Genomic DNA, 19,954 nt, shown 5'->3' on the forward strand with positions numbered 1-19,954 from the left:
ACCGCTAAAGGGTTCCTGTGAGCGCGCGGATGGTTACAGACCCGGAATCCGGCCGTTGCGGAACAGGTCGACGAAGGTCTGGTGGTCGGCACGCGCGCGTGCGCCGTAGGTGTGCGCGAAGTCGACGAGCACGCCCGCGAAGCCGTCCTCGTCGCCCGCGATGGCCGCGTCGATGGCCCGCTCCGTGGAGAACGGCACCAGGGACTCGCCGGACTGGTCGTCGGCCGCCGCGTGCATCGCCGCCGTGGCCCGCCCCAGGTCCGCGACGACGGCGGCGATCTCCTCCGGGTCGTCGATGTCGCTCCAGTCCAGGTCCACCGCGTACGGCGACACCTCGGCGACCAGCTGCCCGGCCCCGCCCAGCTCGGTCCAGCCGAGCCACGGGTCCGCGTGCGCCTGGAGGGCGCGCTGCGAGATGACCGTGCGGTGGCCCTCGTGCTGGAAGTAGTCCCGGATCGCCGGGTCCGTGATGTGCCGCGAGACGGCCGGCGTCTGGGCCTGCTTGATGTAGATCACCACATCGTTCTCCAGGGCGTCGCTGTTGCCCTCCAGAAGGATGTTGTACGACGGCAGTCCGGCCGAGCCGATGCCGATGCCTCGGCGGCCGACGACGTCCTTCACGCGGTACGAGTCCGGGCGGTCCAGGGAGGACTCCGGGAGCGTCTCCAGATAGCCGTCGAAGGCGGCGAGGACCTTGTACCGGGTCGCCGCGTCCAGCTCGATGGAGCCGCCGCCCGGTGCGAAGCGGCGCTCGAAGTCACGGATCTCCGTCATCGAGTCCAGCAGCTCGAAGCGGGTCAGCGAGCGGGCCGTGCGCAGCGCGCCCAGGAGCGGGCCGTCGGCCGTGTCCAGCGTGAACGGCGGCACCTCGTCGCTCTTCGCGCCGGTCGCCAGCGCGTGGATCCGCTCGCGGTACGCGCCCGCGTAGACCTGCACCAGCTCGGTGATCTGCTCGTCACTGAGCGCCTTCGCGTACCCGATGAGCGCCACGGAGGCGGCGAAGCGCTTGAGGTCCCAGGTGAAGGGGCCGACGTAGGCCTCGTCGAAGTCGTTCACGTTGAAGACCAGGCGGCCGTTCGAGTCCATGTAGGTGCCGAAGTTCTCGGCGTGCAGGTCGCCGTGGATCCACACGCGCGAGGTGCGGTCGTCCAGGTACGGGCCGCCCCGCTTCTCGGCGTCCAGGTCGTGGTAGAAGAGCGCCGCCGTGCCCCGGTAGAACGCGAAGGCCGACGCTGCCATCTTCCGGAACTTCACCCGGAACGCGGCCGGGTCGGCGGCCAGGAGCTCGCCGAAGGCGGTGTCGAAGACGGCAAGGATCTCCTCGCCGCGGTGCTCGTCGTTGAGCTGCGGAACCGACATCGCTCTGTGCCTCCCGGTACAGGTGGTGCGTGACATGTGACGGGTCTGTCGTCACCTTCCAACGCTCGAAGGTACGTGGGAGTGCCCGCCCACCCGTCACCCGGCCACCACTCCCCGACGAGACGCTCCGCGTCACGGTATTCATCTCGTGTGTCAGTGGCGAGGCATAGGATTCGGTCTCGTCCCCCCAGACCGCCCGCTGCCCGTCGTCCCTCGTTTTCCCTGGAGGCCAAGCCGTGTCAAAGCCGCCGTTCACGCACCTGCACGTCCACACCCAGTACTCGCTCCTGGACGGTGCCGCGCGGCTCAAGGACATGTTCGACGCGTGCAACGAGATGGGCATGACCCATATCGCGATGTCCGACCACGGCAACCTGCACGGGGCCTACGACTTCTTCCACTCGGCCAAGAAGGCGGGTGTCACCCCGATCATCGGCATCGAGGCGTACGTCGCCCCCGAGTCCCGGCGCAACAAGCGCAAGATCCAGTGGGGCCAGCCGCACCAGAAGCGGGACGACGTCTCCGGTTCCGGTGGTTACACCCACAAGACGATCTGGGCGGCGAACAAGACGGGCCTGCACAACCTCTTCAAGCTCTCCTCGGACGCGTACGCCGAGGGCTGGCTCCAGAAGTGGCCGCGCATGGACAAGGAGACCATCTCCCAGTGGTCCGAGGGGCTCATCGCCTCCACCGGCTGCCCCTCGGGCGAACTCCAGACCCGGCTGCGCCTCGGCCAGTACGACGAGGCCCTGAAGGCCGCCGCCGAGTACCAGGACATCTTCGGCAAGGACCGCTACTTCCTGGAGCTGATGGACCACGGCATCGAGATCGAACACCGGGTCCGTGACGGCCTGCTGGACATCGGCAAGAAGCTCGGCATCCCGCCCCTGGTGACGAACGACTCGCACTACACGTACGCCCACGAGTCGGTCGCGCACGACGCCCTCCTCTGCATCCAGACCGGCAAGAACCTCTCCGACCCGGACCGCTTCCGCTTCGACGGCACCGGCTACTACCTGAAGTCCACCGACGAGATGTACGCCGTGGACTCCTCGGACGCCTGGCAGGAGGGCTGCCGCAACACCCTCCTGGTCGCCGAGCAGATCGACACCTCCGGCATGTTCGAGGCCAAGAACCTCATGCCGAAGTTCGACATCCCGGACGGGTTCACGGAGGTCACCTGGTTCAAGGAGGAGGTCCGCCGCGGCATGGAGCGCCGCTTCCCCGGCGGCATCCCGGACGACCGCCAGAAGCAGGCGGACTACGAGATGGACGTCATCATCCAGATGGGGTTCCCGGGCTACTTCCTCGTCGTCGCCGACTTCATCATGTGGGCGAAGAACAACGGCATCGCGGTGGGCCCCGGCCGTGGTTCCGCGGCCGGCTCGATCGTCGCGTACGCCATGGGCATCACCGACCTCGACCCCATCCCGCACGGCCTGATCTTCGAGCGGTTCCTCAACCCCGAGCGCGTCTCCATGCCCGATGTCGACATCGACTTCGACGAGCGCCGGCGCGTCGAGGTGATCCGGTACGTGACCGAGAAGTACGGCGCCGACAAGGTCGCCATGATCGGCACCTACGGCAAGATCAAGGCCAAGAACGCCATCAAGGACTCCGCGCGCGTGCTGGGCTACCCGTACGCGATGGGCGACCGGCTCACCAAGGCGATGCCCGCCGACGTCCTCGGCAAGGGCATCGACCTCTCCGGCATCACCGACCCCAAGCACCCCCGCTACGGCGAGGCGGGCGAGATCCGCGGGATGTACGAGAACGAACCGGACGTCAAGAAGGTCATCGACACCGCCAAGGGCGTCGAGGGCCTGGTCCGGCAGATGGGTGTGCACGCGGCCGGCGTCATCATGTCCAGCGAACCCATCGTCGACCACGCCCCGGTGTGGGTCCGCCACACGGACGGCGTGACCATCACGCAGTGGGACTACCCGCAGTGCGAGTCGCTCGGCCTGCTGAAGATGGACTTCCTGGGCCTGCGCAACCTCACGATCATGGACGACGCCATCAAGATGGTGAAGTCCAACAAGGGCATCGACCTGGAGATGCTCGCCCTCCCGCTGGACGACCCCAAGACCTTCGAACTGCTCTGCCGCGGCGACACGCTGGGCGTCTTCCAGTTCGACGGCGGCCCGATGCGCTCCCTGCTGCGCCAGATGCAGCCCGACAACTTCGAGGACATCTCCGCCGTCTCGGCCCTGTACCGGCCCGGCCCGATGGGCATGAACTCGCACATCAACTACGCGGAGCGCAAGAACGGCCGCCAGGAGATCACCCCGATCCACAAGGAGCTGGAGGAGCCCCTGGAGGAGGTCCTCGCGGTGACCTACGGCCTGATCGTGTACCAGGAGCAGGTGCAGAAGGCCGCGCAGATCGTCGCCGGGTACTCGCTCGGCGAGGCCGACATCCTGCGCCGCGTGATGGGCAAGAAGAAGCCCGACGAACTGGCGAAGAACTTCGTCCTCTTCCAGAAGGGCGCCCAGGAGAAGGGCTTCAGCGACGAGGCGATCCAGGGCCTGTGGGACGTCCTGGTCCCCTTCGCCGGCTACGCGTTCAACAAGGCGCACTCCGCCGCGTACGGCCTGGTCTCGTACTGGACCGCCTACCTGAAGGCCAACTACCCGGCCGAGTACATGGCGGCCCTGCTCACCTCGGTCAAGGACGACAAGGACAAGTCCGCGATCTACCTCAACGAGTGCCGCCGCATGAAGATCAAGGTGCTCCCGCCGAACGTCAACGAGTCGGTGCACAACTTCGCCGCCCAGGGCGACGACGTGATCCTCTTCGGCCTGGAGGCCGTGCGCAACGTCGGCACGAACGTGGTCGACTCGATCATCAGGTCCCGCAAGGCGAAGGGGAAGTACGGCTCGTTCCCCGACTACCTGGACAAGGTCGAGGCCGCCGCCTGCAACAAGCGGACCACCGAATCCCTCATCAAGGCAGGGGCGTTCGACACCCTGGGCCACACCCGCAAGGGCCTGACCGCGCACTTCGAGCCGATGATCGACAACGTGGTGGCGGTCAAGCGCAAGGAGGCCGAGGGACAGTTCGACCTCTTCGGGGGGATGGGCGACGAGGACACCAGCGAGCCCGGCTTCGGACTCGACGTGGAGTTCACCACCGACGAGTGGGAGAAGACGTATCTCCTCGCCCAGGAGCGGGAGATGCTCGGCCTGTACGTCTCCGACCACCCGCTGTTCGGCCTGGAGCACGTGCTGTCCGACAAGGCCGACGCGGGCATCGCCCAGCTCACCGGGGGCGAGCACGCGGACGGCGCGGTCGTCACCATCGGCGGCATCATCTCGGGCCTCCAGCGCAAGATGACCAAGCAGGGCAACGCGTGGGCGATCGCCACCGTCGAGGACCTCGCGGGCTCCATCGAGTGCATGTTCTTCCCGGCGACCTACCAGCTGGTGTCGACCCAACTCGTCGAGGACGCCATCGTGTTCGTCAAGGGCCGGCTCGACAAGCGCGAGGACGTGCCGCGGCTGGTCGCGATGGAGCTGATGGTCCCCGACCTGTCGAACGCGGGCACCAACGCGCCCGTGATCCTGACGATCCCTGCGACCAGGGTCACCCCGCCGATGATCAGCAGGCTCGGTGAGATCCTCAGCCACCACCGGGGCGACAGCGAGGTCCGCATCAAGCTCCAGGGCCCGACCAAGACCACCCTCCTGCGCCTGGACCGGCACCGGGTGAAGCCGGACCCGGCCCTGTTCGGCGACCTGAAGGTGCTGCTCGGCCCGGCCTGCCTGGCCGGCTGAGCGAGAGACACGACCGAGGGGCGCATCCGTCGACGGATGCGCCCCTCGGTGCGTGCCTGAATCTCGACAGCCGCAAAAACAGGGATCAGTTGTGGCCGAAGCGCTTCTCGCGACTCTTGCGGGCCATGTCGCCCGGAGTCGCCTGGGCTATGCGCTGCTCGGCCTGGTCCTGTGCCGATGACGACCTGGTCTGCTCCGCAGCGCGGTCGGGCGCCGAGGACTTCTGCTGATCGCGGTTGTTCTTCCTGTTCTTGGCCATGGTGATCTACCTCCTGAAGGGATCTCGGGGCCAGGATCGGGACCAGATTCACATAGCCCTACAGAGATCGCATTTCGGATAATCACGGTCTGTGACAGGGTTGGTGGAGGAGCCGAATCCGCACACGCCACGCCGAAGATCGAGTTCGGGCCGTTAACCCCTGTGCGGTCGGGCAGACTCGAAGGAAGCCCGAAGCAAACCGACCGGGAAGAGGGTGAGTCGCGTGGACCGCTGCATCGTCCTGGTGGACGCCGGGTATCTGCTGGGGGCGGCGGCCAGTCTCCTCGCCGGAGAGCCCTCACGTTCCAGGATCACCGTCGATCACGCCGCCCTCATCCAGGGCCTGCGCGAGCGCGCCGAGTCCGACACCGAACGACCCCTGCTGCGCATCTACTGGTTCGACGGCGCCCCCGACCGCGTCCCCCAGCCCGAGCACCGCAGACTGCGCGTGATGCCCCGCGTCACCGTCCGCCTCGGCGCCCTGACCCGCAGCGACGGCCGCTGGGCGCAGAAGGGCGTCGACGCCGCCATGCACGCCGAGCTGACCGAGCTGGCCCGCAACCGCGCCTGCTCCGACGTCGTGCTCGTCACCGGCGACGGCGATCTGCTGCCGGGCATGATGGCCGCCAAGGAGCACGGCGTCGCCGTACACCTGTGGGCCGTGCAGGCCGCCGACGGGGACTACAACCAGTCCGAGGACCTGGTCGCCGAGGCCGACGAGCGGCGGGTGCTGGACCGGGCTTGGATCACCCAGGCCGTCCGGGCGAAGGATCTCGGCGGGGTGTGCGCGCCGCCGCCCGTGCCGCGGCCGGAGATCGCCGCCATCCTGTCCGCGCCGCTGCCCGAGTCCGCGCCCGCCGCGCGCGAGCGGCCGGCCGAGGAGAGCGAGCACGCGACCGCGGAGCCGGGCTCGGAGAACGGCACGCAGGAGCGGGTGCCCGCGCCCAAGGGCGTGCCCACCCCCAAGGACCTGGCGAGCCTGAAGGCCCCCGGCGCCGCCGCGCCCGCCCAGCAGCCCGCCGGCGCGACCCTGCGCTGGTCCTCCGACAAGGGGTGGGTCGACCGGCCGGGCGGCGCCGCCGAGCCGCCCGAGGTCGCCTCCATGCCGACGCTGGCGCAGCTGACCACCGCCGAGCAGCGCTGGGCCGACCGCGAGGAGGACATCACCACGGTCGGCGGAGACCCCTACGAGGTGGGCCAGGTCTTCGCCCGCCGCTGGATGGGCCGCCTCGGCGACCACGGCGGCCAGCTGCAGAAACTGTCCGGGATGTACCCCCGCGTCCCGCACCGCATCGACGGCGAACTGCTGCGCTACGCCGCCCGGTTCGGCCTCCTCGCGCACAAGGACGACCAGATCGACGAGCACGACCGGTACGCGATCCGGGCCGGGTTCTGGCGCGAGATCGACGTACGGACGGCGGCCGAGCACGCCCCGGCGGGGGATTGACGCTCTTTACCGGGGTATTTGCGGTTCTCGACCGACCCGCGAGCGGGCAGGGGCTCCGGACCCCGTAGTCTCGTTCCTTGTGAGTACGCGCGCGGGACAGGCATGTCGACACGGTGACGATGTCGTGTGCGCGGTGCGCGGGCTCAGCAAGACCTATCCGCCGGTGCGCGGCCGGCGCGGAGCGCCCGGCACCCCCGAGGTGCGGGCCACCGACGACGTCACCCTCGACATCCGCCGCGGCGAGATCTTCGGACTGCTCGGGCCGAACGGCGCCGGCAAGTCCACCCTCGTACGCCAGCTGACCGGGCTCATGCGGCCCGACGCCGGCAGCGTCGAGATCCTCGGCCACGACATCGTGCGCCACCCGGAGCGGGCCGCGCGGATCCTCGCCTACCTCGGCCAGGAGTCCACCGCCCTCGACGAACTCACCGTGTCGCTCGCCGCCGAGACCACCGCCCGGCTGCGCGGCCTCGACCTGCGCGAGGCACGGGCCGAGCGGGACGCCGTCCTCGACGAGCTGGGGCTCACGGCCATCGCCGGGCGGCCGCTGAAGAAGCTGTCCGGCGGGCAGCGGCGGCTGGCGTGTGTGGCCGCCGCGCTGGTCGGGGAGCGGCCGCTGCTGGTGCTGGACGAGCCGACCACGGGGATGGACCCGGTGGCGCGCAGGGCCGTGTGGTCCGCCGTCGACCGGCGCCGGGCCGAGCGCGGCTCCACCGTGCTGCTCGTCACCCACAACGTCATCGAGGCCGAGACCGTCCTCGACCGGGTCGCCGTCCTCGACCAGGGCAAGGTCATCGCCTGCGACACCCCCGCCGGGCTCAAGGAACAGGTCGCGGGCGAGGTGCGGGTCGAGCTGGTGTGGCGGGAGAAGCCGCCGCTGGACGTCCCGGAGGTCGCCGCGCTGCGGGACCGCGCCGTCGAGTCGGGCCGCCGCTGGACGCTCCGGCTGGCCCCCGAGGAGGCCCGGGTCGCGGTCGCCACGGTGACCGGCGGGGCCGCGTTCGCCGCCCTGGACGACTTCACCCTGGCCACGCCCAGCCTGGAGGACGTGTACCTGGCACTGGGCGGCAACGCGCAGGGGCTGGTGAAGGCATGAGTACACGAGCCGTCGTATCCGTATGGGACAGGGCGACTGCCGGCGTCGAGAGGAGCAGCGCGACGTGAGTGTCGTAACCGCCGATGTTCTGCCGAGTGGTTCCCTGGCCGTGCCGGAGGCCACCGCCTCGGGCGCGGCCGAGCTGGGGCCGAAGGCAAGGCTGTGGCCGTCCATGGCCGCCGTGTACCGGGCGCAGCTGTCCCGGGCGCGGGTCGCGCGGATCCCGCTGCTGTTCGTGGCGACCTTCCAGTCGGTCGGCATCCTGATCATGATGCGCGGGGTCGTCGACGGCGGCAGCCACGACGCCCAGTTCGTGGTCGCGGGCTCGGCCGTGCTCGTCGTCGCCTACGTCGGGCTCAACCTCCTCGCCCAGTACTTCGGGCAGCTGCGCGGCAGCGGCGGGCTCGACCACTACGCCACCCTGCCGGTGCCGCCCGCGGCCGTGGTGCTCGGCGCGGCGGGGGCGTACGCCTCCTTCACCGTGCCCGGGACCGCGCTGACCGCCGTCTTCGGGTGCGTGCTGTTCGGACTGCCGATGGGGAACATCTGGATCCTGGCGGCGGTGATCCCGCTCGCCGGGGCCGCCCTCGCCGGGCTCGGCGCCGCCCTCGGGCTGCTCGCGCCCCGGCCCGAACTCGCCACGCTGCTCGGGCAGTTGGGCATGTCGGCGGCCTTGTTGCTGGGGGTGCTGCCCGCCGACCGGATGCCGGACGCGGTGCGGTTCCTGCGGGATCTGGTGCCGTCGACGTACGGCGTGGAGGCCTTCGCCCAGACGTTCGGGGAGCATCCGGACTGGGCGCTCGTCCTCGGTGACCTCGCCGTATGCGCCGGGGTCGGGGTCGTTTCGCTGGCCGTGGCGACCTGGGCCTACCGCCGGGCCGCCGTCCGGTGACGCGCCGCACAGCCGGGCCTGGCACGATGGCAACGTGACCGCACCGCTGACTCCGCCTCCGCCACCGCGTGACCAGTCCTCGCACGAGCCGTGGCAGCCGCCGGGTGACCCGGGCAACCAGGGCGACCCGGGCGCCGGACATCCCGCGTACGGCCCGCAGGACGCGTCCGCCGGGCAGCCCGATCAGGACGGGCCCGGCTGGAGGACCGAAGCGGTCGAGGCCGTCGTCGTCACCGTCGCCTCGGCGGTCGGCGGGGTGCTGCTCGGAGTGCTCTGGTGGTGGCTGGCGCCGCATGTGCCGCTCGTCGGGGACATCGTCGACAAGAACTGGGTCGTCTACCTCAAGGACTCCGAAGGGGAGCAGGCCGTGGGGGTGGACGGAACGTTCACTCTGCTCGCCGTCGCCTTCGGGGTCGTGAGCGCGCTCGTCGTCTTCCTGCTGCGGAGGCGTGGGGGAGTGCCGCTGGTCGCCGGGCTGGCTCTGGGCGGGCTGCTCGCGTCGTTCATCGCGTGGCGGCTGGGGGTGTGGTTCGGGCCCACGAAGGACGTGCTCGCGCATGCCAAGGCCGTGGGCAAGGGGGTGACGTTCTCCGCGCCGCTGAAGATGGGGGCGAAGGGGGCGTTGCTGGCGTGGCCGGTGGCCGCGCTCGTCGTTCACCTGGGGCTCACGGCGTTGTTCGGGCCCCGGGATCCCGAGCCGGTGTATCTGCAGCAGGGGCCTGTTCCCAAGGACGGGTACGGGACTCCTACGGCTTGACGTGAGGGGTGGGTACGGCGAGGGGTTTTCGCCCCCGCCGCCCCTGCCCGTCCCGTCCCCGGGGGCTGCCACCCCCCAGAGCCCCGCTTCGGCCTGGACGGCCTCGTCCTCACCCGCCGGACGGGCTGAAACGCGCGTCCGGCGTGGCGATTCCAGGCGCCTACGCCGGCCTGCGGCCGTGGTTGGCGCGGTGTTTTCGGACGCGCCACTTTCGTTTCCGCGTTTTCTTCGACATGTCCCTTGTGCTTAACCGAGGACGGACCCGCCGTCGAGGGGTCACGCACGTCCGATGGGCGCCAGTACCGCCTCCGTGAGGCCGGTGAGGTCCTCGGGGGAGAGTTCCACCTCCAGGCCGCGGCGGCCGGCCGAGACGCAGATCGTAGAATGCGCGCCGGCGGAGTCGTCGAGGACCGTGCGGAGCTTCTTGCGCTGGCCCAGCGGGGAGATGCCGCCGCGGACGTACCCCGTGGTGCGTTCGGCGAGGGCCGGGTCGGCCATCGTGGCGCGTTTGCCGCCCACCGCCGACGCGAGGGCCTTCAGGTCCAGATGGCCCGCCACCGGGACCACGGCGACCGTGAGGGTGCCGTCGACGTCCGCCACCAGGGTCTTGAAGACACGGTCGGGGGAGACGCCCATCGCCTCGGCGGCTTCCTCGCCGTAGGAGGGGTGGGCGGGGTCGTGGTCGTAGGCGTGGAGTTCGTACGGCACTCCCGCGGCCGTCAGGGCGACCGTCGCCGGGGTGCCGCCCGACTGCTGCTGTTTCCGCTTCTTGGCCATCAGGGGACTCCCGCGTCAGTTCAGGCTGGTCGGGCCACGGGTCAGGTCCGACGCCGGCAGGGACGGCAGGTTACGGATGATGGCCGTCTCGGAGCGAAGGAGTTTCAGTTCGTCGCGCAGGCGGGAGGCGGTGTCGGGGGCCTGGAGGAGGCGCTGCTTGGTCCCCGTGTCGAGCATCATCGCCGCCGCCACCAGGTAGGAGACGACCGCCGGCTCGTCGGGAAGTTCGGCCTCGCCGGTGGACAGGGTGCGTTCGCGGGCGCCCGCCAGCCGCTTCTGGTACTGGCGGAACGCGCGGAGCACGCCCTCGGCCAGCGCGCCGGCCTCGTCGCCCTTCTCCTCGGGCAGCTCCTCCAGCTCGGCGGTGAGGAACGGGCCGGAGGCGTCGACGGAGAGCAGCCGCATCCGGGTCGTGCCCGTCGCCAGCACCTCGAAGCTGCCGTCGGCACGCTCCCGGATCGTCGCCGCGTCGGCGACGCAGCCCACCGGGTGGAAGGACGTGAGCGGGTCGGGGCCGAAGCCGGCCGCGGGCCCGCGTTCGGGCACGGCCGTCTGGTCGGGCATGCCCGGGGCGGTAGACGCCACTTCGTGGCCGTCGCGGATGGCGACGACGGCGAACCGGCGCGATTCCTCCTCGGGCGTCTTGAGCAGGTCGCGCATCATGGCGCGATAGCGCTCCTCGAAAATGTTCAGAGGAAGCACGAGCCCCGGGAACAGCACGGAGTTCAGGGGGAAGAGCGGCAGCCGGACGGTGGTCACGGCGCAAAAGCCTAATGGTCGCCGGAGCGCGCACGACCGCCGTGCTCACTCCGTGGATACCCGGGTGCGTCCTCGAACGCCCACGGCAGGGTCGGAATCGCCCGCAGAGCGGGCGGAATCGGGCCGCCGAGGGGGAGCTCCGAGGCCACCGCGATCCGTACGCCGTCCCGGACTTCGAGGAACTGGCCCAGCGGGTCGTCGGAGAGCCGGTCCCAGGGGAACGACGTGGCGTACGGGCCTGTCAGGCGGAGCTGGTCGAGCGCGTCCGTCCAGCGTTCGAGGCGGATCAGGACGTAGACGAGGAGGTTGCGGACCTCGGCGGGCCACGGGTCGGCCGCCGCGTACGAGGCCGAGAGCGCGACGGCGAGGTCGGCCGCCGCGTCCAGGCGGGCGCGCGGGACCGTGGGGGCGCAGCCGCCCGTCAGACAGGCGAAGGCGGCCCGGACCGGGAGGGCCTGGACGAGCGAGCCCGGCAGGGCGTCCTGTGCGGCCGGTTCGGCGAAGTCGAAGCACTCGCGGTGGGAGCAGCGGGCGGTGTGGGGTGTGTCGCCCCACTGGGTGCAGCAGGCCGCCGACAGGTACTCCAGCGCCGCCACATGGCAGCCGTAGTGGTGCGGGGAGCGGCGGACCGCCTCGCCCCACAGGCGTTCGAACTCGGCGTGCCCGGCGTGCGTGCCCCGCGCCCGGTCCAGCGCGATGCGCCACGGCACCGGGTCGCGCGGCTCGGCCTCGGCCGCCGCCGTGATCAGCGGGCTCAGTTCGCGCAGCAGCTCGGCGCGGGCCGGCGACTCCCAGCAGCGGTCCACCGCGCGCTGCGCCTCGACCAGCAGGGCGTCCGGGTCGTGCGGGGCGGCGGCGCGCCAGTCCGCGAGCCATTCGGGGCGGCAGCGGGCGAACGCGGCGAGCCGGCGCGTGTAGCGGTCGCGGTCCTCCCAGCCGGCGGCGGCCCGGGTCGCGGCCAGCAGGCCGGCCGCCGGGCCGTACTCGCCGCGGCCCGCCGCGACGAGGGCGGGGCCGAGCCGGTCGTCGGGCGCGTCGAGGAGGACCTCGTCGTCGGCCGGCAGTCCGGCGGCGAGCCGCGAGGTGTTCCTTGCCATCCGGGCGGTGCGGATGAACGCGCGCAGCAGAGCCATGGTGTCGACCATTGAAAGACCGCGGATCCGGAGTGCGCCAGACCGATTGGCCACCCCGCTGAAAGTTGTACGCGCTTCGGTCAAGGGCAGGCAAAAGGTGACTGTTGTTCACCTGTTCGAACGCTGTGCGCGCGGGCTGCGGACCGGGCCCTAGCCGCGTCTGAGCAGCCGTGTGGCGCCCGCCGCGACCGTCGTCGCCAGAATCCACCCCAGCAGGATCAGCACCACCGACAGCCACTGCCAGCCGCCGTGCAGCTGCCACTGGCCCGCCTGCCCCAGGTCGATCACCGGCAGCAGCAGGTCCAGCGCGAACAGCGCGGGGCTCCACGGCGGATGCCCGTTCCCGTTCACCGGCGCGTGGTCGGCGTGCGCGAAGGCCAGCGAACTCGCCGCCCACAGCACCGCCATCCACACCGCGGCCCGGCCCGGCCGGTACCCGTAGGCGACCGTCCAGTCCTGCACGAACCCCCACACCTTGGCCGCCACCGGCAGACTCTCCCGGCGCCTGCGCTGCTTGGCGAGCAGCACCTCGCGCGCGTCCTCGTCCTCCCCGGCGTTGCGCAGCACGGTCGCGAGCCGTTCGTACGGCTCCGGGTTGTACTCCGGTGTCGCCGCCGCCACCCAGCCGAGGCGGGCGTCCAGCGGGAACGGGCCCTGCGGTACGAGGTTCTCGTACGCGAAACCGCCCATGTGCAGGTTGCCGGGGCCCGGCCAACTGCTCGCCCGGTCGATGAGGTTGACGATCCGCGCCCCCGACAGCACCACCTTGCCGCGCTGCGGCTGCTCCCCGAGGAAGCGCAGTTCGGGCGTCTGGACGCGGAGCAGCGACAGTTCCTGGTCGTCCGTGAAGGTGAACCGGGCCCGCTCCAGGTCCACCGCGTCCCCGAACCGCCCGTCGTCCAGCCGCACCCCGCCCTGGCAGGCGAACCGCTGGATGCGGGTCCCGCGCGCGGGAGTCGTGCCGCTCAGCCAGGGACCACCGACACCGGCCGGGGTCAGGTACAGGGTGCGGCCCACGGTCAACTGGGGCGCGTTCAGGGCGAGTCGGGTGTACGGGTTGGCCAGCCGGGCGCCGCGCAGGCTCAGCGAGACGCCCACCTTGGCGCTGCGCAGGCTCAACTCGCCGTGCGATTCCAGGAGTTCGGCCTGCAGATCCTGCCCGACGGTCATGCCGTCCGCGGCGATCGAGCGCCCGCTGCGGTCCCGGTAGACGATCGCCTGGTTCAGCAGCAGATCGGTCCCGATGTGCGCGTCGGTCAGCCGCACCCCGTTGTGGAAGCGGCAGCGCGGCAGATGCAGGTCACCCTCCGTGTGCACCCGGGCCGCCTCCAGCCGCGGCACCGAGCAGTCCACCATCCGCAGGGTCTGGAAGCGCGCCTCCGGGAGCAGCACCTCCCGTTCGAAACGGCAGCCCTTCAGCTCGACGTACGGCGCGACCGTGCCGCCCGCGAGGTCCAGGACGCCGCTGATCTGCACACCCGTGAGCTTCAGGGAGGACACGCGGCCCGACAGCGCGGGCGGGCCGTCCAGCAGCAGCCAGCACACGATGCGGGCCCGCACCGTCCGCTCCGGGCCCCACGGATGCCCGCCGTGCGGATCGTCGACGACGGTGTCGCCACTGCTCAGGTCGTACACGCTGCCATTGCGGAAGGCCTGCCACATGCCGGCCTCGGCGGCGGTCAGATCGTCCGGCAGATCCCCCGCGCGGATGCCGGCACCCTCGGTCACTGCTTTTCCGTCCCTCTCGGCTGCTCACGGGTTTCGCACGGCTGTTCATGCCCGCTCCGTGACGCCCGGAACACTAGACGTGAAGGGGATCTTCCGGGTTCCGGCCACGTTCTGTATCAGCCATTGATACGCGCGAACGGGGCCCGATCTCCGTCTGAGAGAATTGTCCCCGTGATCTCCCGAATCGATCTGCGCGGTGACGCCCTCCCCGACGGGCCCGCCCTGCGCGACCTGCTGCCCCGAGCCGACTTCGACGTCTCGGCCGCCCTGGAGAAGGTGCGTCCGATCTGCGAGGCCGTGCATCATCGGGGCGACGCGGCGCTGATCGACTTCGCCGAGAAGTTCGACGGCGTACGCCTGGAGCAGGTGCGGGTGCCGGTCCAGGCGCTCGGCGACGCGCTGGAGCGGCTCGACCCGGAGGTCCGCGCGGCCCTGGAGGAGTCCATCCGGCGCGCCCGGCTCGTCCACCGCGAGCAGCGCCGCACGAACCACACCACCGAGGTCGTGCCCGGCGGCACGGTCACCGAGAAGTGGGTGCCGGTCGACCGGGTCGGGCTGTACGCCCCGGGCGGCCGGTCCGTCTACCCGTCGTCCGTGATCATGAACGTGGTGCCCGCCCAGGAGGCCGGGGTCCCGTCCGTCGCGCTCGCCTCGCCGCCGCAGGTCGAGTTCGGCGGACTGCCGCACCCGACGATCCTCGCCGCCTGCGCCCTCCTCGGCGTCGACGAGGTCTACGCCGTCGGCGGTGCCCAGGCCGTCGCCATGTTCGCCCACGGCACCGAGTCCTGCCCGCCCGCGAACATGGTCACCGGGCCCGGCAACATCTGGGTCGCCGCCGCCAAGCGCCACTTCACCGGCAGGATCGGCATCGACACCGAGGCCGGCCCCACCGAGATCGCGGTCCTCGCCGACGACACCGCCGACCCGGCGCACGTCGCCGCCGACCTGATCAGCCAGGCCGAGCACGACCCGCTCGCCGCCGCCGTCCTGGTCACGGACTCCGCGGCGCTCGCGGACGCGGTCGAGAAGGAACTCGAACAGCAGGTCGCGGCCACCAAGCACGTCGAGGACCGGATCGTCCCGGCGCTGGCCGGCCGGCAGTCCGCGATCGTCCTGGTCGACGGCGTCGACGAGGGCCTGCGGGTCGTCGACGCGTACGGCGCCGAGCACCTGGAGATCCAGACCGCCGACGCCGCCGCGGTCGCCGACCGGGTGCGGAACGCGGGCGCGATCTTCGTCGGACCCTGGGCGCCCGTCTCGCTCGGCGACTACGCGGCCGGCTCCAACCACGTGCTGCCGACCGGAGGGTGCGCCTGCCACTCCTCGGGCCTGTCCGTGCAGTCGTTCCTGCGCGGCATCCACATCGTCGACTACACCCGCGACGCCCTCGCCGACGTGGCGCATCACGTCGTGACCCTGGCGGAGGCGGAGGACCTGCCCGCGCACGGGGCCGCCGTCAAGGCCAGGTTCGCCGGAGACGAACAGCTGTCGCGTGGTGGGAAGGTGCCCGGCAAGTGAGCTTCGGAATCGACGATCTTCCCGTACGGGACGAGCTGCGCGGCAAGTCCCCCTACGGCGCGCCCCAGTTGGACGTCCCCGTACGGCTGAACACCAACGAGAACCCCTACCCGCTGCCCGAGGCGCTGGTCGAGCGGATCGCCGAGCGGGTCCGTGACGCCGCCCGCGACCTCAACCGCTACCCGGACCGGGACGCGGTCGAGCTGCGCACCGCACTGGCCACCTACCTCACGAGGACCGGGAGTCACCGGGTCGGCGTCGAGAACGTGTGGGCGGCCAACGGCTCGAACGAGGTCATCCAGCAGCTGCTGCAGACCTTCGGCGGGCCCGGCCGTACCGCGATCGGCTTCGAGCCGTCGTACTCGATGCACGCGCTCATCGCGCGCGGCACCGGGACCGGCTGGATCTCCGGGCCGCGCAACGAGGACTTCTCCATCGACCTCGCCGCCGCCCGGCGGTGGATCGCGGAGAACAGGCCCGACGTCGTGTTCGTCACGACCCCCAACAACCCCACGGGCAACGCCGTTCCGCCCGAGACGGTGCTCGCGCTGTACGAGGCGGCGCAGGCGGCCGGGCCGTCGATGGTGATCGTCGACGAGGCGTACATCGAGTTCAGCCACGGCGACTCGCTGCTGCCGCTGCTCGAAGGTCGGCCGAATCTCGTCGTCTCGCGCACGATGTCGAAGGCGTTCGGGGCCGCCGGGCTCCGCCTCGGCTATCTCGCCGCGCACCCGGCCGTCGTCGACGCCGTCCAACTCGTCCGGCTGCCCTACCACTTGTCGGCCGTCACCCAGGCGACCGCGCTGGCCGCACTGGAGCACACCGACACCCTGCTCGGGTACGTGGAGCAGCTGAAGGCCGAACGGGACCGGCTGGTACGGGAGTTGCGCGCCCTCGGGTGCGAAGTCGTCGAGTCCGACGCCAACTTCGTGCAGTTCGGGCGGTTCGCCGACTCGCACACCGCCTGGCAGGCGATCCTCGACCGGGGCGTCCTGGTCCGGGACAACGGCATCCCGGGGTGGCTGCGGGTCTCCGCCGGAACCCCCGAAGAGAACGACGCGTTCCTCGACGCGGTCCGTGAGTTGATGAAGGAGCAGAGCACATGAACCGCGTAGGACGCGTGGAGCGGACGACCAAGGAGACGTCGGTCCTCGTCGAGATCGACCTCGACGGGCACGGCAAGGTCGACGTGTCGACCGGGGTCGGCTTCTACGACCACATGCTCGACCAGCTCGGCCGGCACGGTCTGTTCGACCTCACCGTGAAGACCGAGGGCGATCTGCACATCGACTCGCACCACACCATCGAGGACACCGCCCTCGCGCTCGGCGCCGCCTTCAGGCAGGCGCTCGGCGACAAGGTCGGGATCTACCGGTTCGGCAACTGCACGGTCCCCCTGGACGAGTCCCTCGCCCAGGTGACCGTTGACCTGTCGGGCCGCCCGTACCTCGTGCACACCGAGCCCGAGAACATGGCGCCGATGATCGGCGAGTACGACACCACGATGACCCGGCACATCCTGGAGTCCTTCGTCGCCCAGGCCCAGATCGCCCTGCACGTCCACGTGCCCTACGGGCGCAACGCGCACCACATCGTGGAGTGCCAGTTCAAGGCGCTCGCCCGCGCGCTGCGCTACGCCTCCGAGCGCGACCCGCGCGCGGCCGGCATCCTCCCCTCCACGAAGGGCGCGCTGTGACCGGCCTCTCCAGCCTCCTGATCGTCGTCGGACTCTTCCTCCTCGGCGGGGTCTACTCCTTCGTCAAGCAGAAGATGCCGGCGAGCCTCATCGTGCTGGTCTCCATCGGCGCGGCGATGTGCCTGGTCGCGGGGGTCATGCGGCTGGCGGTGTGGAGTTGAGCGCGGCCAGGAAGGTCGTCGTCTTCGACTACGGCTTCGGGAACGTCCGTTCCGCCGAGCGCGCCCTCGCGCGCGCGGGCGCCGAGGTCGAGATAACGCGCGACTACGACAAGGCGATGAACGCGGACGGCCTGCTGGTGCCCGGCGTCGGCGCCTTCGCCGCCTGCATGAAGGGGCTGAAGGAGGCGCGCGGCGACTGGATCGTCGGACGCCGGCTGGCCGGCGGACGCCCCGTGATGGGCATCTGCGTCGGCATGCAGATCCTCTTCGCGCGCGGCATCGAGCACGGCGTCGAGACCGAGGGCCTGGACGAGTGGCCCGGCTCCGTCGAACCCCTCCAGGCCGAGATCGTGCCCCACATGGGGTGGAACACCGTCGACACCCCGGCGGGCTCCCGGCTCTTCGCGGGCCTCGACGCGGACGCGCGCTTCTACTTCGTGCACTCCTACGCCGTCCACGACTGGACCCTCGAGGTCGTGAACCCGGCGATGCGCGCCCCCCTGGTCACCTGGTCGACCCACGGCAAGCCCTTCGTGGCCGCCGTGGAGAACGGCGCCCTGTGGGCCACCCAGTTCCACCCCGAGAAGTCCGGCGACGCCGGAGCGCAGCTGCTGAACAACTGGATCGGAACCCTCTGATGCCTTCGAAGCTCGAACTCCTCCCCGCCGTCGACGTCCGCGACGGCCAGGCCGTCCGCCTCGTCCACGGCGAGTCCGGGACCGAGACCTCCTACGGCTCCCCGCTGGAGGCCGCCCTCGCCTGGCAGAGCTCCGGCGCCGAGTGGCTGCACCTCGTCGACCTGGACGCCGCGTTCGGCACCGGCGACAACCGCGGGCTCATCGCCGAGGTCACCGGCGCCATGGACATCAAGGTCGAGCTGTCCGGCGGCATCCGCGACGACGACACCCTCGCCGCCGCCCTCGCCACCGGCTGCACCCGGGTGAACCTCGGCACCGCCGCGCTGGAGACCCCGGAGTGGGTCGCCAAGGTCATCGCCGAGCACGGCGACAAGATCGCGGTCGGCCTCGACGTACGCGGCACGACCCTGCGCGGACGCGGCTGGACCCGGGACGGCGGCGACCTCTACGAGACGCTGGCACGCCTCGACACCGAGGGCTGCGCCCGGTACGTGGTCACCGACATCGCCAAGGACGGCACCCTCCAGGGCCCCAACCTGGAGCTGCTGCGCAACGTCTGCGCGGTGACCGACCGCCCGGTCGTGGCCTCGGGCGGCGTGTCCTCCCTGGACGACCTGCGCGCCATCTCCGAGCTGGTCCCGCTCGGTGTCGAGGGCTCCATCGTCGGGAAGGCCCTCTACGCGAAGGCGTTCACCCTGGAAGAGGCTCTGGAGGCGGTGGCCCGGTGACCGAGCTACGACGCGTGTCGACCGGCGCCCCCTGGGAGGACGCCTTCGGCTACTCCCGCGCGGTGGAGCTGCCGAACGGCCTGGTGCTGGTCTCCGGGTGCACGTCAATAGTGGACGGCGAGATCGCCGGGGGCGGTCCCTACGAGCAGACGGTCAACGCGTTCAACGTCGCGTTCTCGGCGCTGGACCAGCTGGGCCTCGGCCGTGCCGATGTGGTGCGCACCCGTATGTACATCACCCACGCCCGGGATGTGGAGGACGTGGGCCGCGCACACAAGGAGCTGTTCGACGCGATCCGCCCCGCCGCCTCGATGATCATCGTGTCCGGCTTCGTCGACCCGAGCCTGGTCGTCGAGGTCGAGGTGGAGGCCTACCGCGCCGCACCGGACGCCGGGGAGCCCGCATGACCCTGGCCGTACGAGTGATCCCCTGCCTGGACGTGGACAACGGCCGGGTCGTCAAGGGCGTCAACTTCCAGAACCTGCGCGACGCGGGCGACCCCGTCGAGATGGCCAAGGTCTACGACGCCGAGGGCGCCGACGAGTTGACCTTCCTGGACATCACCGCGTCCTCCGGCGACCGCGAGACGACGTACGACGTGGTCCGCCGCACCGCCGAGCAGGTGTTCATCCCGCTCACGGTCGGCGGCGGCGTCCGCACGGCCGAGGACGTGGACAAGCTGCTCCGGGCGGGCGCGGACAAGGTCGGCGTCAACACGGCAGCCATCGCGCGGCCCGAGCTGATCCGGGAGATCGCGGAGCGGTTCGGACGGCAGGTGCTGGTGCTGTCGGTGGACGCGCGCCGCACCCCCGAGGGCTCCTTCGAGGTCACCACCCACGGCGGCCGCAAGGGCACCGGTATCGACGCGGTCGAATGGGCGCACCGGGCGGCCGAGTTGGGGGCGGGAGAGATCCTGCTCAACTCGATGGACGCGGACGGCACGAAGGACGGCTACGACCTGGAGATGATCGCGGCGGTCCGCAAGCACGTGACCGTCCCCGTCATCGCCTCCGGAGGCGCGGGCCGGCTCGCCGACTTCCCCCCGGCGGTGGGGGCGGGGGCGGACGCGGTGCTGGCGGCCTCGGTCTTCCACTTCGGCGACCTGCGGATCGGGCAGGTGAAGCAGGCGCTGAAGGAGGCCGGTCACCCCGTCCGGTGACGCCGTGGAGATGCGGTGAGCCCCGGCCGCCAGGCGGTCGGGGCTCAGTCGTCCACCCGGCGCCCCGCCTG

Annotated in this window: 19 protein-coding genes; 13 read left to right on the forward strand and 6 right to left on the reverse strand. The window is 71.2% G+C overall.

Annotation, left to right across the window (positions count from 1 at the left end; all coding sequences use genetic code 11):
• Positions 1 to 33: 33 nt before the first annotated feature.
• The gene (locus ACIPTO_RS24765; RefSeq protein ID WP_366319811.1) at positions 34 to 1,359 is read right to left on the reverse strand and encodes a DUF2252 domain-containing protein; all 1,326 of its coding nucleotides are present in this window, start codon (positions 1,357 to 1,359) and stop codon (positions 34 to 36) included.
• A 236-nt stretch (positions 1,360 to 1,595) separates the two neighbouring features.
• On the opposite strand from ACIPTO_RS24765, the gene dnaE reads away from it, so the two are divergent.
• Positions 1,596 to 5,135, forward strand: a complete 3,540-nt coding sequence (dnaE, locus tag ACIPTO_RS24770; RefSeq protein ID WP_366319809.1) for a DNA polymerase III subunit alpha — start codon at positions 1,596 to 1,598, stop codon at positions 5,133 to 5,135.
• A gap of 85 nt (positions 5,136 to 5,220) precedes the next feature.
• Here dnaE and ACIPTO_RS24775 read toward each other — a convergent pair whose 3' ends face one another.
• A complete protein-coding gene (locus ACIPTO_RS24775; RefSeq protein ID WP_366319807.1) occupies positions 5,221 to 5,394 on the reverse strand; it encodes a hypothetical protein in 174 nt (57 codons plus the stop codon).
• A gap of 223 nt (positions 5,395 to 5,617) precedes the next feature.
• Here ACIPTO_RS24775 and ACIPTO_RS24780 point away from each other — a divergent pair, with 223 nt between their 5' ends.
• The 4 genes from ACIPTO_RS24780 to ACIPTO_RS24795 all read left to right on the forward strand — a co-directional run bounded on the left by ACIPTO_RS24780 (position 5,618) and on the right by ACIPTO_RS24795 (position 9,586).
• Positions 5,618 to 6,841 (forward strand): NYN domain-containing protein, encoded by a 1,224-nt coding sequence (locus tag ACIPTO_RS24780; protein ID WP_366319805.1) that lies wholly within the window; start codon positions 5,618 to 5,620, stop codon positions 6,839 to 6,841.
• A gap of 124 nt (positions 6,842 to 6,965) precedes the next feature.
• The gene (locus tag ACIPTO_RS24785; protein ID WP_366319803.1) at positions 6,966 to 7,937 is read left to right on the forward strand and encodes an ABC transporter ATP-binding protein; all 972 of its coding nucleotides are present in this window, start codon (positions 6,966 to 6,968) and stop codon (positions 7,935 to 7,937) included.
• Between the two features lie 64 nt (positions 7,938 to 8,001).
• Entirely contained in the window at positions 8,002 to 8,829 is an 828-nt protein-coding gene (locus tag ACIPTO_RS24790) for an ABC transporter permease (protein ID WP_366319801.1), read from the forward strand.
• Positions 8,830 to 8,863: 34 nt separating this feature from the next.
• Positions 8,864 to 9,586 carry a DUF2567 domain-containing protein gene (locus ACIPTO_RS24795; RefSeq protein ID WP_366319799.1) on the forward strand — a complete coding sequence of 241 codons (723 nt, stop codon included), beginning with the start codon at positions 8,864 to 8,866 and terminating at the stop codon, positions 9,584 to 9,586.
• Positions 9,587 to 9,862: 276 nt separating this feature from the next.
• Here the strand turns inward: ACIPTO_RS24795 and ybaK are convergent, their stop codons facing one another.
• The 4 genes from ybaK to ACIPTO_RS24815 all read right to left on the reverse strand — a co-directional run bounded on the left by ybaK (position 9,863) and on the right by ACIPTO_RS24815 (position 13,983).
• Positions 9,863 to 10,363, reverse strand: coding sequence for a Cys-tRNA(Pro) deacylase (gene ybaK, locus ACIPTO_RS24800; protein ID WP_366319797.1), 501 nt, complete (start codon positions 10,361 to 10,363; stop codon positions 9,863 to 9,865).
• A gap of 15 nt (positions 10,364 to 10,378) precedes the next feature.
• A complete protein-coding gene (locus ACIPTO_RS24805) occupies positions 10,379 to 11,122 on the reverse strand; it encodes an LON peptidase substrate-binding domain-containing protein (RefSeq protein WP_366319795.1) in 744 nt (247 codons plus the stop codon).
• A gap of 11 nt (positions 11,123 to 11,133) precedes the next feature.
• The gene (locus ACIPTO_RS24810) at positions 11,134 to 12,267 is read right to left on the reverse strand and encodes a hypothetical protein (RefSeq protein ID WP_366319793.1); all 1,134 of its coding nucleotides are present in this window, start codon (positions 12,265 to 12,267) and stop codon (positions 11,134 to 11,136) included.
• Between the two features lie 138 nt (positions 12,268 to 12,405).
• Positions 12,406 to 13,983, reverse strand: coding sequence for an oxidoreductase (locus ACIPTO_RS24815; protein ID WP_401195650.1), 1,578 nt, complete (start codon positions 13,981 to 13,983; stop codon positions 12,406 to 12,408).
• A 171-nt stretch (positions 13,984 to 14,154) separates the two neighbouring features.
• Between ACIPTO_RS24815 and hisD the strand changes: the two genes are divergently transcribed.
• From hisD to hisF, 8 genes are read left to right on the forward strand one after another with little or no spacing between them, the layout of a single operon-like run.
• Complete coding sequence (gene hisD / locus ACIPTO_RS24820) at positions 14,155 to 15,501, forward strand: histidinol dehydrogenase (RefSeq protein ID WP_401195652.1); 1,347 nt, start codon at positions 14,155 to 14,157, stop codon at positions 15,499 to 15,501.
• Positions 15,498 to 16,607: a histidinol-phosphate transaminase gene (locus ACIPTO_RS24825; protein ID WP_401195655.1), complete on the forward strand. Its 1,110-nt coding sequence runs from the start codon at positions 15,498 to 15,500 to the stop codon at positions 16,605 to 16,607. Before hisD ends, ACIPTO_RS24825 begins: the two co-directional genes overlap by 4 nt.
• The gene (gene hisB, locus ACIPTO_RS24830; protein ID WP_366319785.1) at positions 16,604 to 17,197 is read left to right on the forward strand and encodes an imidazoleglycerol-phosphate dehydratase HisB; all 594 of its coding nucleotides are present in this window, start codon (positions 16,604 to 16,606) and stop codon (positions 17,195 to 17,197) included. The genes ACIPTO_RS24825 and hisB overlap by 4 nt, the downstream gene beginning before the upstream one ends.
• Complete coding sequence (locus ACIPTO_RS24835) at positions 17,194 to 17,358, forward strand: hypothetical protein (RefSeq protein ID WP_019062288.1); 165 nt, start codon at positions 17,194 to 17,196, stop codon at positions 17,356 to 17,358. The genes hisB and ACIPTO_RS24835 overlap by 4 nt, the downstream gene beginning before the upstream one ends.
• On the forward strand, positions 17,349 to 17,996 hold the full coding sequence (gene hisH, locus ACIPTO_RS24840; protein WP_401195659.1) for an imidazole glycerol phosphate synthase subunit HisH: 648 nt from the start codon (positions 17,349 to 17,351) through the stop codon (positions 17,994 to 17,996). Before ACIPTO_RS24835 ends, hisH begins: the two co-directional genes overlap by 10 nt.
• Positions 17,996 to 18,724, forward strand: coding sequence for a bifunctional 1-(5-phosphoribosyl)-5-((5-phosphoribosylamino)methylideneamino)imidazole-4-carboxamide isomerase/phosphoribosylanthranilate isomerase PriA (priA, locus tag ACIPTO_RS24845; RefSeq protein WP_401195662.1), 729 nt, complete (start codon positions 17,996 to 17,998; stop codon positions 18,722 to 18,724). Before hisH ends, priA begins: the two co-directional genes overlap by 1 nt.
• Positions 18,721 to 19,131: a RidA family protein gene (locus ACIPTO_RS24850; protein WP_401195664.1), complete on the forward strand. Its 411-nt coding sequence runs from the start codon at positions 18,721 to 18,723 to the stop codon at positions 19,129 to 19,131. The genes priA and ACIPTO_RS24850 overlap by 4 nt, the downstream gene beginning before the upstream one ends.
• Positions 19,128 to 19,883, forward strand: a complete 756-nt coding sequence (gene hisF / locus ACIPTO_RS24855) for an imidazole glycerol phosphate synthase subunit HisF (RefSeq protein WP_401195666.1) — start codon at positions 19,128 to 19,130, stop codon at positions 19,881 to 19,883. The genes ACIPTO_RS24850 and hisF overlap by 4 nt, the downstream gene beginning before the upstream one ends.
• The last annotated feature ends 71 nt before the right edge of the window (positions 19,884 to 19,954 follow it).

It is taken from the genome of Streptomyces sp. NPDC090083 (genome assembly GCF_044747445.1).
In the GTDB taxonomy this organism is placed as follows: Bacteria; Actinomycetota; Actinomycetes; order Streptomycetales; family Streptomycetaceae; genus Streptomyces.

What these genes read in the sequence shown, in the direction of transcription:
- priA (WP_401195662.1), top strand. Translation starts at nt 17,996, where the DNA reads ATGCCTTCGAAGCTCGAACTCCTCCCCGCCGTCGACGTCCGCGACGGC.
- ybaK (WP_366319797.1), bottom strand. Translation starts at nt 10,363, where the DNA reads ATGGCCAAGAAGCGGAAACAGCAGCAGTCGGGCGGCACCCCGGCGACG.
- ACIPTO_RS24810 (WP_366319793.1), bottom strand. Translation starts at nt 12,267, where the DNA reads ATGGTCGACACCATGGCTCTGCTGCGCGCGTTCATCCGCACCGCCCGG.
- hisF (WP_401195666.1), top strand. Translation starts at nt 19,128, where the DNA reads ATGACCCTGGCCGTACGAGTGATCCCCTGCCTGGACGTGGACAACGGC.
- ACIPTO_RS24775 (WP_366319807.1), bottom strand. Translation starts at nt 5,394, where the DNA reads ATGGCCAAGAACAGGAAGAACAACCGCGATCAGCAGAAGTCCTCGGCG.
- hisB (WP_366319785.1), top strand. Translation starts at nt 16,604, where the DNA reads ATGAACCGCGTAGGACGCGTGGAGCGGACGACCAAGGAGACGTCGGTC.
- ACIPTO_RS24765 (WP_366319811.1), bottom strand. Translation starts at nt 1,359, where the DNA reads ATGTCGGTTCCGCAGCTCAACGACGAGCACCGCGGCGAGGAGATCCTT.